Source organism: Pedobacter psychrodurus (genome assembly GCF_032678585.1).
Taxonomy (GTDB): Bacteria; Bacteroidota; Bacteroidia; order Sphingobacteriales; family Sphingobacteriaceae; genus Pedobacter; species Pedobacter psychrodurus_A.
The window spans coordinates 126,365-144,203 of the sequence record NZ_JAVTSN010000016.1; the positions used below are offsets into that span (position 1 = coordinate 126,365).

10 protein-coding genes are annotated in these 17,839 nt (G+C 38.7%); 8 read left to right on the plus strand and 2 right to left on the minus strand.

Annotation, left to right across the window (positions count from 1 at the left end):
* Positions 1-24 precede the first annotated feature (24 nt).
* Both R2S57_RS12820 and R2S57_RS12825 read right to left on the minus strand, forming a co-directional pair.
* Positions 25-264 carry a hypothetical protein gene (locus tag R2S57_RS12820; protein ID WP_316845347.1) on the minus strand — a complete coding sequence of 80 codons (240 nt, stop codon included), beginning with the start codon at positions 262-264 and terminating at the stop codon, positions 25-27.
* 41 nt (positions 265-305) lie between these two features.
* Positions 306-3,623 (minus strand): DUF4175 family protein, encoded by a 3,318-nt coding sequence (locus tag R2S57_RS12825; protein WP_316845348.1) that lies wholly within the window; start codon positions 3,621-3,623, stop codon positions 306-308.
* Between the two features lie 354 nt (positions 3,624-3,977).
* Between R2S57_RS12825 and R2S57_RS12830 the strand changes: the two genes are divergently transcribed.
* The 8 genes from R2S57_RS12830 to R2S57_RS12865 all read left to right on the plus strand — a co-directional run.
* Positions 3,978-5,483: a family 16 glycosylhydrolase gene (locus R2S57_RS12830; RefSeq protein WP_316845349.1), complete on the plus strand. Its 1,506-nt coding sequence runs from the start codon at positions 3,978-3,980 to the stop codon at positions 5,481-5,483.
* A gap of 146 nt (positions 5,484-5,629) precedes the next feature.
* Complete coding sequence (locus R2S57_RS12835; protein ID WP_316845350.1) at positions 5,630-7,999, plus strand: phosphocholine-specific phospholipase C; 2,370 nt, start codon at positions 5,630-5,632, stop codon at positions 7,997-7,999.
* Positions 8,000-8,057: 58 nt separating this feature from the next.
* The gene (locus R2S57_RS12840; protein ID WP_316845351.1) at positions 8,058-10,979 is read left to right on the plus strand and encodes a two-component regulator propeller domain-containing protein; all 2,922 of its coding nucleotides are present in this window, start codon (positions 8,058-8,060) and stop codon (positions 10,977-10,979) included.
* A 34-nt stretch (positions 10,980-11,013) separates the two neighbouring features.
* Positions 11,014-11,640: a response regulator transcription factor gene (locus tag R2S57_RS12845; protein ID WP_316845352.1), complete on the plus strand. Its 627-nt coding sequence runs from the start codon at positions 11,014-11,016 to the stop codon at positions 11,638-11,640.
* A 105-nt stretch (positions 11,641-11,745) separates the two neighbouring features.
* Positions 11,746-12,108, plus strand: coding sequence for a VOC family protein (locus R2S57_RS12850; RefSeq protein ID WP_316845353.1), 363 nt, complete (start codon positions 11,746-11,748; stop codon positions 12,106-12,108).
* 4 nt (positions 12,109-12,112) lie between these two features.
* Positions 12,113-12,979, plus strand: a complete 867-nt coding sequence (locus tag R2S57_RS12855) for an AraC family transcriptional regulator (protein ID WP_316845354.1) — start codon at positions 12,113-12,115, stop codon at positions 12,977-12,979.
* A 289-nt stretch (positions 12,980-13,268) separates the two neighbouring features.
* Positions 13,269-16,391, plus strand: a complete 3,123-nt coding sequence (locus tag R2S57_RS12860; protein ID WP_316845355.1) for a TonB-dependent receptor — start codon at positions 13,269-13,271, stop codon at positions 16,389-16,391.
* Between the two features lie 11 nt (positions 16,392-16,402).
* Positions 16,403-17,839, plus strand: a 1,437-nt coding sequence (locus R2S57_RS12865) for a RagB/SusD family nutrient uptake outer membrane protein (protein ID WP_316845356.1), incomplete at its 3' end; no start/stop codon positions are given.

Consider the following 17,839-nt stretch of genomic DNA (forward strand, 5'->3'; position numbering starts at 1 on the left):
GGGGCTTAACTTTAATGGTATACATTACAATTTTTTAAGACCTCTAATGAGGTCAAAAGCATCCTGTTTACTGTAAGAGACTGTTTCACCACCTATATGAAGCGCCCTTTCTCTGTCAAGAATATCCAAATGTTCTTCTGATAGGCTAAAGGATTGTTCATCTTCAATTTCTCTCTCAAGAAGGGTATAAATCGCTTTTATCTTATTGTCTTCTGCACCGGACAGATAAGTGATTAATCTTTGTCTTAAGGCTGTGCTTGTCATGTATCAAATATAATAAAAAATGTTGTGTGATAACATACTAGCTATTGTGGCGTATTCAAAGATTTCAAATACTCAGCAATTTTGTTTTTATAATAATAGTTTAAACTAGGGGGCAACTTTTGAAGCATATCATTGCCATTTTGCTGCTGTTTTTTAAACTGATCGACCATTTTTTGGTAGGATGGTGGGAATTCTTTAGCCGCTTTACTTTCGCGTTTAGCATCTTCCTCCTGGTTGCGTTCCGCTTTTTCAGCTTCTAACAGTTTGGTCAGCAGGTCTTTTTGCCTGTTTAGGGTTTCCTGTTGTAAACGTTTATTAACCAGATCACTTTCCGTTTGTTTCATTTCTTTGATGGCCTCGTTTAGGTTTCCCATTTTCCCGGTACCATCTTTATTTTCTTCGCGGTTAATCTTTTCTAAAGCCTGGCGGATCATTTGTTGCTGTTGCGCCATTTTACCAAATTCCTGGCTCATTTGTCCTTTGCCAACTTTACCTTGATTTTCTCCCGATTTTTGCATTTGTTCCCGGGCTTTTTGCATGCTTTTATTCAATTGATCCTGCATCTGAGAAAGCTGTTTCATTCCCTGTTTTTGTTTCTTTCCACTACCGCCTTTACCATTTTTTTGCATGTTTTGCAACTGACTCAAGGCCTCGCTCAACATCAGGGTTAGGTTGTTGATGGAAGTCATGGTAAATTGCTGGAAACGGTTCGCCTCAGAGGTTCTTCTGTCTCCCAAACTCTCTAAACTTTTATCAAGATTAAAATTGATTTTATTCATTTCCTCGTTCACCGTCGATTCTATCTGCGGAACGCGTTTACTTAAGCTGTACAAGCTATCGGCAATGGTTTTAAGGTTATCTTTAATGCTACGTTGTTTCTGTACATTACTCGTATAAGAGGGATCAGCAGCGGTCATTTTTTTTAAGGCAAGCATTACTTTTTCCTGGTCGAAAGAAGTGGTAAGTAAGTTTTCCAATAACCGGCGCAGTTCTTTGGCGTTAAGGTTGTTTTCCATTTCTTCGCCCTGTTGCTGCATGTCCTTCATTTTTTTAGATAATTTTTCCATTTGCTCGCCGGCTTTTTGCTGTTTCTGGCTTGCATTTTTCGAGTCTTTTTTATCTAAAGCATCTTTACTGTCCTGTTGTTCTTTTTGTATGTCCTGAACATCTTTTTCAGGGTTTTCAAAAGGATTTGGTCTTTCCAGTGTTTTATTTTTTTCTTCCAGCTTTTTCAGGTCGTCTTTCACGTCTTTCATCTCCTTATTCAGCGCATCCTGTTTTTGCTTTAACGATTCATTATCCTGTTTTTTATCTTTTGTTTGCTCAGCCAGTTCTTTTTGTTCTTTAGCGAGTTCATCAAGCCGGTCGATATCGGTTTGAAGGTTTTGCTCAAATTCTAACTGTTTGTAAAGTTCTAAAATCCTGTCGAGCTCGTTTTTAAGGGTTTTATTGTCCAATTGCATTTTCGAAAGTTCGTTCTGCGTTTGGTCCTTGTTTTTCTCGTTCATCAGGTTTTGCAGTTTCTGCAAAAGTTCTTTGGTTTTTTCATCCAGTACATTGTCAAAGAGATCTTTGATCTGTTTCTGTTTTTCTAAAAGTTCGTCGGTTTGTTTTTGATCTTCCTGTTGCTGAATATTTTTTTCGTTCTGCTCTTTAATTTCTTTTACGGCCTCATCAAGCTGTTTTTGTTTGTCTAAAAGAGCTTCAATCTGTTTTTTATCTTCGAAAGAGATCTGTTTTTTATCGATCAGGCTTTCGGCTACCTTTTTACTTTCCTTTTCGATGGTATTGGCCAAACGGATTGCGGATTGCATTTTCTGTTTTAAAGCCTGGTTGCTTGCATTTACCTGTTCGGCAGTTTCTTTTTTGGTAGGCTGTTTAAAGGTTTTGATTTCGGATCGCGTAACTTTGGCCCCGTTAACACCGTCATTATCGGCTACTTCGAAATAATATTCTATTTCCTGACCAGGTTTAGCAGTAGCTGTTTTTAAATCCCAGAAATAGAAGAAAGTATTTTCTGTAGCATTGCTTTTAATAGCAATGTTTTTGGTAACGGTGCTTACAATCCGGTTATTTTCTTTAATGTTATATTTAAAGCTTAGGCGGCTAAAACCATAATCATCAGTCACCTGCCCGCTGAAATACAGGGCCTTATTGCTTACCGAATCGGGTTTTTCTTCAACAGAAATGCCTGGAGATTGATCTTTAACTACGGTAATCTGGTGCGACAAGGAATCTCTTAGCGTAACGTACTCATTTTTAGGCGTAATGCTATATTTTGAATTGTTCCTAATGGTTGCATTAAAAACAGATTCGTTGTCTTCCACCTTTAATACGTTTTCGGTACCATTTAAAATAAATAAAAGCGAGTTGCTCTGACCGGTTTTAAAGTTCCAGTTAACCTTGGTGCCTTCTGGCAGGAGCATATCGCCAACGTTGGCAATCAATTCCTGTTTTTTGCCTAAATAAGCAGGATAATTTAGTGTGGCGGTTGCATTTAGCAATTCGGGACGGGGTTTAACGGTAACCGTAAATATTGAAGAACTAAAACCGCCGCCTTTAAAAACCAGCTTTTTGTCGCTCTGTATGTTTTTGATATTGTATTTAAAATTACTGATATTCTCTTTTTCGAGTTTATAAGTGTTTTTCCCATCTTCTACATAAATTTCGGCAGGGAGCGCATCTCCGGATAATTTGAGGTTCAAGGTTACATCATCCCCCTGGGTAACGGTTAAACTTTTATTTAAAATGGCAAAGCTGAAGGGTGCTTTTGGCGCGATGTATTCATCGTATTTAAAGAAACTGTTTGTGCCTTCACGCAAAATGGCCGGGGCAATGATGGCAATCAGTAAAATAATTGAAAGCGGAACAAAAAGATACTTTAAATACTTTCGGTTATCGTTGATGCTAACTGCAGTATAAAAAGGAACAGGTTTAAGCTCCAATATTTTTTGATCGATACTGGCAAGGATAAGGTGGTTGTTTTCAGGATGGTTTTCGGATAAATGATGGAGTTGCAGGGTGTTGAGCAACTTATCCTTAATATCGGAAAAGTGATTACCGATGATAACCGATGCTTCATCAAAAGAAAGGTGTTTACCCAGTTTTAGCATTGATAAAAGCGGCTTGATGATTAGAAAACCAACAAGTAAAACACCCACAATCAAATAAGCAAAAAATACAAAGGTTTTAAAACCTGCACCCGGATTGAGGTAATAGAGGCTTAAAAATACAAGAAGATATAGCCCGAGGAGAATAGCAGCTGCATAAATACTGCCCCGCAAAATCTTGTTCAGATAAAATTTGCGGATAAACTCATCTATCTTCCGTAGTAATTCACTGTAGTTATTGCTCACCATATCACCGTAAATGTAAAAATAGTTCTAATCAATTGAAAGAAACCAGAGTAAGGTAACGCGTTTATTTCAAATCGGTTATCATTAGCGCTGTTTTTCGCTATTACTGGCGGATTTTTTTGGACAAGGATGATCGTATTTGTGACAATCTGTTTCCTCTTCTCGCTTCTACAAAAGCATGAGCGTTTTAGGTCCCGTCAATTTTTTTTAATCCGATGCCATGGTTTACAGCTTAGGATGGCACAGGGTTAATTTAAAAATCTTTATCTTGTTTTTATTAATACAAAGGTTACATAGATTTTAAACGAGTATTCTGATAAAAATCTACTTTTGATTTTTTGTATAATCATATCAAATATGAAACGAGTATTTATCTCTGCACTGATGTTGTTCATTTTTACTGCTTCTTTTGCCCAAAAATTTAACTGGAATAAAAACCAGGTAATCGCCCACCGTGGAGCCTGGAAGAAAAATAATTTCCCGCAAAACTCTATTGCCTCTTTAAACGAAGCGGTAAAATTGGGCTGTTATGGCTCAGAATTCGATGTATGGATGACGGCTGATGGTGTTTTGGTGATTAACCACGATCCTGAATTTCAGGGTTTGACCATTGAAAAAGTAAAGTATGCGGATCTATTGACCAAAACCATGAGCAATGGAGAGAAGATACCAACGCTAGAGGCGTATTTACTGGAAGGAAAAAAACAGAAAACGACAAAGCTTATTCTGGAAATAAAACCTTCACTGATCAGCAAAGAACGGGGAATTGAAGTGACCAATAAATGTGTTGAAATGGTTCAGAAACTAAAAGCAGTGGAATGGACCGAGTACATCAGTTTTGATTACGATTACTGTAAGCGTGTTTTGGAACTCATGCCCAAGGCAAAAGTTGCGTATCTGAGGGGCGAAATCAGTGCCGAACAAATGAAATCGGATAAATTGACCGGGGCTGATTATCATTTTAGTGTTTACCAAAAAGATGGCTGGATTGAAAATGCACAAAAATTGGGTTTAACCGTAAACGCCTGGACGGTAAATGCAGCTCCTGAAATGCAATGGCTTTTGGCACACAAGGTAGAATACATCACTACAAACGAACCAGAATTGCTTTTCGAAGAAATCAAAAAAACACCTGTTGCAAATGGATGGAAACTAAAGTGGGCAGATGAATTTGACGATGCCGGTTTACCATTAAGTAAAAACTGGAGTTATGATATTGGCGGAAAAGGTTGGGGAAATAACGAATTGCAATATTATACTGACGGCGATAGTGCAAACGCAGTGGTAAGGAAAGGAAATTTAAATATTATAGCTGTAAAAGCAGATCAAGAAAGTAACCATTACACTTCTGCCAGATTGGTAACTAAAAACAAATTCGATTTTAAATATGGAAGGGTAGAAGTTCGTGCGATGTTGCCAAAAGGTAGGGGCTTGTGGCCTGCCATTTGGGCCTTACCAACCGATTGGAAATATGGAGACTGGCCAAAAAGTGGTGAAATTGATATCATGGAGCATGTGGGTTACGTTCCGGATAGTGTACACGGCACGGTGCACACCGAAAAATTTAACCACGTGATAAAAACACAGGTTGGAAAAGCTTTAAAGGTTAATAATCCTTACACCGAATATCATGTTTATGCCATAGAATGGTATGCCGACCGCATCGATTTCTTTATCGATGATCAAAAATACCTCACTTTTAACAATACCAAAAAAGGATCTGGCGACTGGCCATTCGATCAAAACTTCCATGTGATTTTAAATGTAGCCGTTGGTGGTAACTGGGGTGGAAAAAAAGGAGTGGATGATGCTATTTTCCCCGCAACCATGAAAGTTGATTATGTAAGGGTGTTTCAGAAGTAATTTATGAGTACAATAGTTCATTATTAAGGTTAACTGGTTCATTGTTGAAATTGGTTAACTGAAAATTTATAATTAACCGCCAATTCAAAATTGCTAATTGAGAAGTGAAAACTTAACTTGCGGTATCTAAGCTATATTGTATAATTATGGACTCACGTAGAGAATTTCTAAAAAAAGCGGCCTTATTTGCCGGAGCCACTGGCATGGCCAATACCTTGCCCAGTTCGGTACTGAAAGCCATGTCGATTAACCCCGAACCTGGCAGCACATTTTATGATGCAGAACATATCGTTTTCCTGATGCAAGAAAACAGGTCGTTCGACCACATGTTTGGCAAAATGAAGGGCGTGCGCGGATTTAACGATCCACACCCGCACATTCAGCCTGATGGTAACAAAGTTTGGCTGCAAAAGGATGGTCAGGGCTATACTTATGCGCCTTTTCATGTAGACATTAACAAAACAAAAATTACCTGGCAGGGTGGTTTGCCACACTCATGGAACGATCAGGTTGCAGCCCGTAATGGCGGCAAGTACGACAAATGGCTTCCCGTTAAAAGCCCAATGACTTTGGCTTATTATGACCGGAATGATATTCCTTTCTATTATGCCATGGCCGATGCCTTTACCATTTGCGATCAGCATTTTTGCTCATCACTAACCGGTACAACGCCCAACCGCCTGTTCTTTTTTACCGGAACGATACGCGGAGAGAAAAGCGCGAATCGCGTAGCGGTAGTGAATAATGATCAGGCAGAATCGCAGAATAATGTATTTGTAGATTGGCCAACTTTTCAGGAAACATTGGAAGATAATGGCATCGATTGGCGCATTTACCAAAACGAACTCTGGACCTCAAAACTTCCGGAGGGTGAAATAGACGATTGGTTAGGAAATTATGGCGATAATCCTGTTGAATATATTAGCAGGCACAATGTCAAATTATCAGCCTATTTTAGAAAAAATGGCGATAATACGGTTAAACCACCTTTAAGTGCTAAAGAAGTACAGGAGAAATACGATAAATTATCGAAAAAGGAAAAAAATCTGGTTGATAAGGCCTTTACCACCAATATTTCGCAAAAAGATTATCTGGAACTTGAACCCTTTACTTTTAAAAATGACCAGGGCGAGTCTGAAACCATTAATATTCCAAAAGGCGATATTTTTCATCAGTTTAGAAAAGATGTAGACAGCGGAAAATTACCTGCAGTTTCCTGGCTGGTTGCGCCACAACGTTTTTCTGATCATACCAGTTCACCATTGTACGGAACCTGGTATGTAAGTGAGGCTTTAGATATTTTAACTAAGAACCCGGAGGTTTGGAAGAAAACAATATTTGTTTTAACCTATGATGAAAATGATGGTTATTTCGACCATCAACCTCCTTTCGTTGTTCCGAATCCCGATGATCCGAGCAGTGGAAAAGTATCTAACGGAATAAACTACGCCACTGATTTCGAAGTGCGGAAAGGAAGTCCGATTGGTTTGGGTTATCGCGTTCCATTGGTTATTGCTTCGCCCTGGAGTAAAGGAGGTTTTGTAAACTCACAGGTTTTCGATCATACTTCGTCGTTAATGTTTATGGAAAAATGGCTGGCCAAAAAAACAGGTAAAGCCATCAAAAGCAATAACATTAGTGATTGGCGCAGAAATATCTGTGGTGATTTAACTTCAGTATTCAGGCCATATAATGGAGAAGAGATTAAATCTCCTGAACCATTAAAACGGGATGTAGTAGTAACCAATATCGGCAATGCCAGAAACAAGCCTGCACAGGTTGGACCAACCGCGTTGAATAAAACCGATGTAGCGAAAATTAATAAATTTGAAGCCTTTTCTCCTGAAACATCAAGCCATGCCTCTAAGCAAGAAAACGGGACCAAAAATGCCTGCGCATTGCCTTACCATTTGATGGTTGATGCAAAGTTGGTGAATAACGAAATCGAGGTGACTTTTCAATCGGCAAAAACTTTGTTTGGTAGTGAAACCGAAACCATTGGTGCTCCATTTAATATGAATACCATCGCCAAATTTAAAGGTGTGGCGGGCAAAACATGGGCTTATGCTGTAAAGGCTGGCGATACATTAAAAGACAGTATCAAGATCGATGATTTTGACAACGAAATATATGATCTGGCCGTTAGCGGTCCAAATGGTTTCTACAGGCATTTTGCGGGCAGTAAGAAAAATCCATCAATTGCAGTAAAGGCGTATCCGGAGCAGAGCGGTTTGGTAAGCAAAAAGCTTACAGGAAATCTTGTTTTCGCGATTGAGAACAAAAGTTCTGGTTTAATTACCCTGCAAATTATCGATAACAAATACAAATCGGCAATAAAAACGGTTAGCGTAAAGCCAAAATCGAGCACGAATGTTTTGTTCAACCTAGCCAAAAATGCCAACTGGTACGATTTCAGCATTGTACAAACCGGCAATATCGTTTTTAAACAACGTTATGCAGGTAAAATCGAAACCGGTGCAATTACGCAAACCGATCCTTATATGGGTAACGCATAAAAATATCCCCCAAAACGGGGGATAGCTTTTGAAAGAAATTATGCTTATTTTGTATCGTATGTGCAGTAAACTGTCTATAATCAGGATAAATTTCATAATTTCTTTCATTTTTCTTTTTAGCTTAAAGCTATCTGCTCAAAGTTATAACTTCACCAATTACAGTTTAAAAGATGGTCTGCCGCAATCGCAGGTGATGGTCATTTATCAGGCTAAAGACCGAACGCTTTGGCTTGGTACATATGGCGGTGCAAGTAATTTCGATGGAAAAGAATTTACCTCTTACGGTAAGGCGGATGGATTGGGGTCTAATTCGATAAACTGTATTCTCGAAGATAATCAGAACCAGGTTTATTTTGGCACAGAGGTAGGGATCAACATCTTAAGAAAGGGAAAAATAAGCACATTATTTTCCGGTAAATTAGTAAGCCACTTACTTAAAGATAAACAGGGTATGGTTTGGGGATTAACCGACCGTAAACTTTTCAGGATCGAAAAGGGCAAGCTTGTTTTTTATTCCATAGGTGATAAAAGCATTAATACCATCAATACCGATCAATCTGGAAATCTCTACGCTGCAGTTGCCGAAAAAGGCATTTATCAGCTTAAAAACGGTAAGTGGGTAATTTTTCAGGAACTGCACCATGAGTTGAGTTCAGTATCCATCAGTAAGATCTTATTCGATCGAAAAGTTAAAAATAAAATTTATCTCTTAACCTACCGTAGCGGGATTTATGTATCAGAGGGGGCTGTAACGAAATTATTTTTCAAGAACCCTAATATTGATGCCTATTATTCATTAGCACAGGATAACAAAGGAAATATTTGGGTCGGGTCGGAAAAAGGGGCTTACCTTATTCATAAAAATGGCTCGGTTATTAACTTTAACGGAGAAAATGGGCTGAGTGATAACCAGGTTAACGAAATCTTCAGTGATGCAGAAAACAACATCTGGATATCTTGTTTCAGTGATGGGATTTATAAATATGAGGGAGATGCTTTTATCCGCTACAATAAATTTAAAGGTCAAAATATTGCCTATCCCATAAGTGGGATTGCTGCAGATAAAAACGGTAACCTTTGGTTTGGAACATATAACAAAGGACTTTTTAAGTACGATGGAAAAAAGGTAGAAAATATTGATGATCCTGTTTTTAAGGATAAAAAAATCTACTTCGTTTTTGCCGACAGGGCAAAAAATATCTGGGTTTCGACCTATGGAAATGGGGTTTGGAAATACGACGGACAAAAATTTACTCAGATACTGAAACCTGAGCGCTTTGATAACAGCGCTATAGCCGAGGATGGCGAAGGAGGGATCTGGATAAATGGGTTAAAATCATCCACTTATTTAAAGGATGGAAAGATTAAAAAAATAATCGGTTTTGATGGCTATTCTTCTTGTATTTTCCCTTTTCCGCTAAGTAAAGATAGTGTGTTGCTGGGCACATCTAATGGCATCACACTGATCAGGGATAAAAAAATCGATCCAACATTCACCATCAAATTGCTCGCCAATATGCATGTATTAAGCATCATTAAACATGGCGACAATTTGATTTTTGCTACACTGGGTGATGGAATTGTAACCTGGAACATCAGAACAAAAGCGATTAAACGTTATGTGGTGGCCGATGGATTGAATTCGAACGACATTTACAGTCTTGCAACCGATGATAAAAACAATTTATGGGCTGGAACTGGTCGCGGTATCAATAAATTAACGTTTAATAAACAAGAACAACATTATGTGGTTTTTAGAGACCAGCCCTTAATTGTGGAGTGTAACCAAAACGCCATTATTAAGTATAAAAACAGCATTTTGGTGGGCACCATTACCGGAATGGTGCAGTGTAAAATCCTTAGCCCCGATCAGAATAAAAATAGCCCTTTTATTCATATTCAACACGTGTGGGCTTACCATAAAAGCGACCGTTCTAAAGATCTGGTAATAGACCCGAACGGCAAGAAAAAAGGATTTTATAAATTAGACTATAATCAGAACCATGTTGCGATAAGCTTTAAAGGCGTGTATCTCACCAATCCGGAAAGTGTGCTCTACCGGTATAAGCTGGTTGGCGTAGATAATGATTTTAGCAAGCCTGTACCCAATACAGAGATCGAATATTCGGCCATCAGGCCAGGAAGTTATACTTTTCAGGTTTATGCCATTGCAAATGGTCAGCAATCCAATATCGAGCAGTTTAGCTTTATTATCGTACCGCCATATTACGATACGGTTTTATTTAAGATTATCGCTTTTCTTGTGCTCATCTTCCTGATCTGGCTTATTTTTTACCTGATTTTTAAAACAAGGGAACGAAAAAAATATCAATTCGAAAAACTAAGGATAAAAGAGCAGGAAAAAATCAGAAAGCAGACTGCAGAAGACTTTCACGATGATATTGGCAATAAATTAACACGCATTAATGTATTATCGGAGATTTTAGACAAAAAAGTAGATGGAACGGAGAAAGACCAGAAAGAACTGATCAGACTGATCAGAGAAAATGCAGGCATGCTTTATACGGGGACAAAAGATATCCTTTGGGCATTGGATCCACATAGCGATAACCTTTTTGAGATTTTGGTGCATATTAAAAATTTCGGGATAGATCTTTTTCAAAATACCGGCATTGATTTTAAAATGGAGGGTGTGCTGGCTAAATATCAGAAGCTGCATTTATCAATGGAGTTTAACAGAAACCTGACGCTGATTTTTAAGGAAATGCTCAACAATGTGTTGAAACATGCAAAAGCAAGGCAGGTGCTGATTATGGTGATTGAAACGGATTATAATACGATTAATATCCTCACCACTGATGATGGAGAGGGTTTTGATCTCGAATCGGTAGAACGGGGAAGGGGGCTAAACAATATTCAAACCCGTTGTAAACGCATAAAATCGACCTTCCAAATCTCTTCTATTAAGGGAAAAGGCACAACCACCACCATTTCTACGAGAATTCCTGTTACAAAATAGTACAAAAGTCGTCTAACAATAAAAACATCCCAAAATGAGCCAGAGTTTACGAATCGTTTTAATCGAAGACGATGATATTTTAAGAATGGGTTACGAATCACTATTAACTGATGTAGAAGATTTTGTTGTTGTGAATACCTATGCATCGTACGATTTAGCCAAGAAACATTTAGAAGCAGATCATCCGGATGTGATTTTGCTCGATATCCAGATGCCTGGCACCAATGGCCTGCAAGCGTTACCTTTTATCAAAAAAACTTTACCCCACACGAATATTATTATTTTAACCGTTTTCGATTCGCCGGAATTGGTTTTCGAAGCTTTAACCATGGGCGCAGGTGGTTATCTTACTAAAAACTCAAGTGCTGCAAAAATTATTGATGCGGTTAGAGAAGTAAGTACGGGAGGCGGGGCAATGAGTACAAATGTAGCCCGGATTGTAATGCATTCTTTTCAGAAGAACCTAAACTCTCCATTAACCAAAAGAGAAACGGAAATATTGGATCGGATTGCCAACGGGCAAACAAAATCTCAAATTGCCAACGAGCTCTTTATTGATCAGGAAACTGTGCGGAGCCACGTAAAAAATATTTATATCAAACTTGATGTAAATTCTAAATCAGAAGCCATTAAAACAGCAAAAGAGAAGCGTTTTATCTGATCTATAACAATCCTTCGTTAAAAAATAATGCTAAAATCACCCTTTTTGGGTGATTCTTCGGGTGCAATTTCGGGTTAATTTTACATCATACAATTAAATGAGGTAATGAGCCAATCTGCAAAATTCTTTTATGTGCAAGTTAAGCAACTAAATGATGCAGATGCTTTCTATACCAATTGTTTAGGGATGCTCACAGAATCGACCATAATCTCTAAAGAAAAAGCAATATTGGTTAAGGTAGATGGTAAGACCAATATTTTTCTTTCTGAGCACAAGCATCAAAATCAGACCAACAAAATTGTATTAACGAGCGATGATTGTTTGGAAGATTATTGCAGGCTAAGATCGAGAGGAGTTGTTTTTAAAAATAGGCCTGCTTATTTAGGTGAAGGTTTAAGTATCGAATTTTCTGATCCTTATGGTAATGATTTTATCATTTTGGAACAGCGTAACTATAATGAAGATTAATGGCATGAGGTACGTAAGGGAATTAAGCAATAGAAATAAGATTGTAAGCGAAAGTACCTGCGAGGCACTTTACGAACAACAAAATGATGCCTATACGATTAAATTTGTTTTTAGCGGAACCGAAAACTGCGAAATTAACAAACGTAAGTTTAGCATTTACCCAGATACATTTGCTGTGGTAAATGCGGGAACAAATTTTTGTAGTAAAATAGATTCTATAAGCCCGGTAAATACCTTTTCGGTTTCATTCGGAGAAAATTTTATTAAAGATTTTCATCATGCTTTCTCTAACAGCAACGAAGGTTTACTGGATGACAGCGAAGCAAAAGGAACACCAGCCTTCTTAGAATCATTGTATCCATTTAGCGGCGATATGCGTTTTAATGTGCTGCATTTAAAGAACCAGCTGGATAAAGGTTTAAAAGATGAAATGCTGATCAATGAATACATGTACCACTGCCTTTTAAACTATTATAAAATTTACGATAAGGAAGTGGTTCAAAAGCTGGATAAACTCAGCTTTATTAAAACAAAAACCAGAGAAGAGATTTTAAAACGATTAACACTGGCAAAAGAATACATCAGTAGCAATTACAACCAAAATATAACCTTGGAAAATATTGCAGAGGAGGCCTGTTTATCGGTTAACCATTTGCTAAGAACCTTTAAAGAAGCATATGAAATTAGTCCTTATCAGTTTTTAATGCAATTGAGGTTAAACCGTGCAAAAAAGCTATTGCAAACTACGGCGTATTCGTTAAATGAAATCGTGGCATTAGTGGGTTTTGAATGCCCAAGTTCATTTATCAGGTTATTTAAACATACATTCAACATTACACCTTTAAAGTATAAGAAGGGTAGGTTGAATTAAAATACAAATAGTGATTTCTGCACATTTTGAGTGTTGGGATGAAACTATTTTTGAAGTTCTTGCAGGACAATTTGTAGAAGTTTTTTCCTGTTTAGGTTAATAATGATTAAAAAAGCAAACTGCCAGGATTGGAGTTTGCTTTTTTGCGTTTAAACCCACCTTTATACAAAATGGTGATTTTCGCACATTTTCGGGGTTTTACAGCGCCTAAATTGCTCCTTGATTTGGTTTCATGCATCCCGGCTAAAAACTAAAGATTCAACTAATTACTAACTATTTATTTCACAACATGAAACAAAAATTACTATTGATTTTAATGGTGACGGTTTTGTCTTATTTCAATGCGCTGGCGCAGAATAAAACAATAACCGGAAAAGTGGTTGACGCGGACGATGGCTTACCATTGCCTGGCGTATCCATAAAAGTAAAGGGCACCGCGCAATTAACCCAAACGACAGGGCAGGGAACTTTTTCAATTTCTGTACCTGCAAATGCACAAACTTTGGTACTAAGTTATGTAGGCTATACCGAGCAAGAAGTAAGCATAACGGGGCAAACATTGAATGTTCGCCTGGTTTCCTCTTCTAAAAACCTGCAGGATGTGATGATTATCGGTTACGGAACGATAAAGAAAGAAAACTTTACCGGATCGGCTGCAGTAGTTGATGGCGATGTGTTAAAAGACCGTCCGGTTACCTCTTTCGAAAAAGCTTTGCAAGGGGCGGCAGCAGGTGTGCAGGTTACCAGTGTATCTGGTCAGCCCGGTGCAACTTCTACTGTACGGATCCGTGGAGTAGGCTCCTTTTCGGCATCAAGTACACCACTTTATGTGGTAGATGGTATTCCGATCACTAATGGCGATTTGAGTAATGTAGCGCAAACTTCCGACGTATTATCTACACTTAATCCGAATGATATTGCTTCGTTAACAGTACTAAAGGATGCAACAGCGGCAGCCATTTATGGTTCAAGGGCAGCAAATGGTGTGGTGTTGATCACCACTAAACAAGGTAAAGCGGGGCAGACCAAATTAAACCTGAGCGCTTATACCGGTTACTCTTATCAAGCGGTAGATAAACCAGAAGTGATGGATGCCACCCAATATTACAAAACCTATTGGGATGTATATTATGCACAACGCCTGGCCGCAGGTTTAACACCAGCTGCTGCTGCTACAGCCGCGAATGGATTAACCAATGGTAAATTGGTTGTAAACCCATATAATACCGCTAATCCTTATGGAGCAAATGGTGCATTGGCCAATGGAGCAGCACTGCTTTACGATACCGATTGGCGCGATGAGGTGTTACGCAGAGGCGTTACCAAAAATATCGATTTATCAGCCAGTGGAGGTAACGAGAAAACTAAATTCTTTATTTCTGGTGGATATTTTGAGCAGAATGGTATCGTAATCCGTTCAGATTTTAAACGTTATTCGGGTAAATTTAACATCAACTCAGAAGTTACGGATTTTCTAAAAATAGGTATTAACAATAGTTTAGCGCGTACCGAGCAAAATACCCCGGCAGGAAGTACAGGTTCTGATAACCCAGTTAATTTTGCCGATCAAACGGCTAATATTTATCCGTTATATGTAAGAGATGCAAATGGAAATGTGGTATATGATGCCACTGGAAGTCCGGTTTATAACTACATCAATCCGGTTACACCCGATTTTAACCCGGTAGGCTTATCAAAATTAAACGAATACAATACCATTACCAACAGGGTAATTACGAGCCCTTATGCCGAAATTAAATTTTTAAAAGATTTTACGGCTAAAACCATGGTGGCTGTTGATTACATCAACAACCGCGAACGTCAGTTTTATAATATGGAACATGGCGATGGTGTAAGCGTTAAAGGTAGGGCATACCGTTATACAAAAGAAGATGTTACGGTTACTTTTCAAAATACCTTAACCTACGATAAAACTTTTAATCTGCACAGTTTTAACGTATTGTTGGGTCAGGAGGCTTACCGCACCAAACAAGATTACATTTATGCCCAGGCTACAGGTTTTCCTTTTCCGGGTACCAACGAATTAATTTCTGCATCAACACCAAATACTACGCAATCTTATTATACCCAAAAAAGGTTTGCGTCGTATTTCTCCAGGTTAACCTATAATTACGATACCAGATATTATGTATCTGGAAGTGTAAGAAGAGATGGTTCTTCTGTTTTTGGAGCTGACCACAAATATGGAACATTTTACTCCGTGGGTGGTGCCTGGCGTCTCGGAAGAGAAGATTTTCTTAAAAACGTAACCTGGATTGACGAGTTGAAATTGAGAGCAAGTTATGGTACTACCGGGAACGACAGGATCGATCGTTATGCCGCGCAAGGCTTATATGCATTGGGTAAAAACTACGAAGGTCAATCAGGTATTAACTATTACCAGTTACCAAACCCTGATTTACGCTGGGAGCAAAATTCGACATTTGATTTAGGTTTAGAATTCGCCATTTTTAAGGGAAAATTGAGCGGTGAAGTTTCTTACTATAAACGCGGTTCGAAAGGATTATTGTTTGGCCAGCCCGTTTCGCAGCTAACCGGTTTCCGTTCGCTAACCACCAATTTAGCCTCAATGGATAATTATGGAGTAGAGGTATTATTAAATGCAAATCCGGTAAAAACAAAAGATTTCGACTGGAATATCTCATTCAACATCACTTCGAACAAAAACAAGATCAACCAAATGACCCAGGCTGAGGTTATTGATACCGATGATCCAACCAAGAGATGGACTGTTGGAGGCAGCAGATACGACTGGTATTTACGCGAATATGCAGGAGTAGACGCAGCTGATGGAAAACCGATGTGGTATATTGATGAAGTGGTGAACGGTCAATCTACAGGGAACAGAATCACTACTAAAAACTGGTCAACAGCTACCAGATACAATAATTTTGGTTCATCATTGCCTAAATTTACCGGTGGTTTTAACAATACCTTTAGGTACCAGCAGTTCGATTTAAGTGTATTCACCTATTTCTCAACAGGTGGAAAAATTTATGATACCCTTTATGGAAATTTAATGCATGGAGGTGCCAATGTGGGTAAACAATTATCGGTTGATAATTTCAATAGCTGGCAAAAACCGGGCGATGTAACAGATGTACCTCGTTTTGTAATTAACAATACCGATTTGGGGAACAGCACATCTACCCGTTTCCTATACGATGGATCTTTCTTACGTGTAAAAAACATTGCTTTAGGATATACATTAAAGAAAAACTGGTTAGAAGCCATTCATTTATCAACGCTTAGGATTTATGCAACTGCAGAAAACCCTTTTACGCTTGCTAAGCATAAAGGTATGGATCCTGAGTCTGCACTTACGGGCTTAACCAATAATGATATTCCGAATGTTAAAACGTTTACGTTGGGCCTTAATGTTGGATTTTAATTTAGAGAAAAATGAAAAATATAAAAATATATAAAACCACCATTTACATCGGTACACTATTATTATTGGTAAACTTAACCGCTTGTAAAAAGGAATTTCTTGAGGTAAGCCCTACCCAACAGATCAATTCTAAGGAAGCATTTTCTTCGCTGGCCAAAATTCAGGCGGCTATGACGGGTATTTACGATTTAACAACATTCTCCGGCTACACCAACAATATGATTTTAAGTGCTGATGTAAAAGGGAATGATGTAATGATTGTAAGTGGTGCTGCAAATTATAACCGTTTTGTAGCGCAATATCAGTTTATCGAAACTTCTAGTAACGGTGATGTGGGTGCCTGGTGGGAATATGGTGGAAAAGTGATTGCTAATGCAAATCAGTTTGTCGCCAATATCCCTACTGCGCCGATAACCGACGCGCAGAAAACCGAATTTCTGGCCGAAGCCAGAGCATTGAGGGCTTATACTTATTTTTGGCTGATCCGTTGGTTTGCACAACCCTATACCGTTAATCCTGATGCATTGGGTGTGCCTATCGTTAGAGGACCGCTTGGACCTAACGAGCCGACACCGGGCAGGGATAAGGTAAAAGATGTTTATGCTTTTATTATAGATGATTTAAAATACGCAGAAACAAGCCTACCTACTGGTAAAACAAGTGTTTACAGGATGAGCAGGGCGGCCATTCAGGGCACATTGGCCAGGGTATATTTAAACATGGGCAATTGGGCAGAGGCAAGCCGGTACGCAAAACTGGCACGTGCAGGAAAACCTTTGAGTACTGCTGCAGCATTGTTAACCGGTTTTAATACGGCTACCAGCGAATGGATTTATGGCATCAATGTTCGTACAGATGATAATCAGGGTTTCTTAGCGGTATCATCTTTTTATGATCCTTATGATTCAGGATATTCTAGCTTTAGGGTTACCGACGACTTTTTTAACTCTTTTGCTGCAAACGATGAGCGCAAAAAGCAGTTTTTGGTAAAAAGCAGCGTAACCGCCGATCCTAGCACGGGTGCGTATAGAAGAAGAGGTGAGGGCTATTTAATTAATAAGTTCGATTTTACCACCACAACGGCCAATAACCAGGTATTAATGCGCTCTGCAGAGATGTACCTGATCGAAGCTGAAGCAGAAGCAAGGCTTAGCAACGAGCCAGCAGCGAAACAGGCGCTTTTAGCTGTGCAGCAAAGGGCAGGAGTGGCAACCGCTGTTTCGTCTAATACTGGCGATGCCCTGATAGAAGAAATACTGTTAGAGCGTAACAAAGAATTATATGGTGAAGGACATAAATTTTTTGATTTATTGCGTACTAAAAAAGGTGTTAACAGAACAGGTTCTACTGTACACTGGAAAATTGTAAACTTCCCATCTGGAGATAACAGATTGGTTTCGCCGATCCCTCAATCGGAATTAGATTCCAATCCGGTGTTAAAACCACAG

Coding starts and splice junctions, on each gene's coding strand:
- R2S57_RS12820 (WP_316845347.1), bottom strand. CDS start 264: ATGACAAGCACAGCCTTAAGACAAAGATTAATCACTTATCTGTCCGGT.
- R2S57_RS12825 (WP_316845348.1), bottom strand. CDS start 3,623: ATGGTGAGCAATAACTACAGTGAATTACTACGGAAGATAGATGAGTTT.
- R2S57_RS12830 (WP_316845349.1), top strand. CDS start 3,978: ATGAAACGAGTATTTATCTCTGCACTGATGTTGTTCATTTTTACTGCT.
- R2S57_RS12835 (WP_316845350.1), top strand. CDS start 5,630: ATGGACTCACGTAGAGAATTTCTAAAAAAAGCGGCCTTATTTGCCGGA.
- R2S57_RS12840 (WP_316845351.1), top strand. CDS start 8,058: ATGTGCAGTAAACTGTCTATAATCAGGATAAATTTCATAATTTCTTTC.
- R2S57_RS12845 (WP_316845352.1), top strand. CDS start 11,014: ATGAGCCAGAGTTTACGAATCGTTTTAATCGAAGACGATGATATTTTA.
- R2S57_RS12850 (WP_316845353.1), top strand. CDS start 11,746: ATGAGCCAATCTGCAAAATTCTTTTATGTGCAAGTTAAGCAACTAAAT.
- R2S57_RS12855 (WP_316845354.1), top strand. CDS start 12,113: ATGAGGTACGTAAGGGAATTAAGCAATAGAAATAAGATTGTAAGCGAA.
- R2S57_RS12860 (WP_316845355.1), top strand. CDS start 13,269: ATGAAACAAAAATTACTATTGATTTTAATGGTGACGGTTTTGTCTTAT.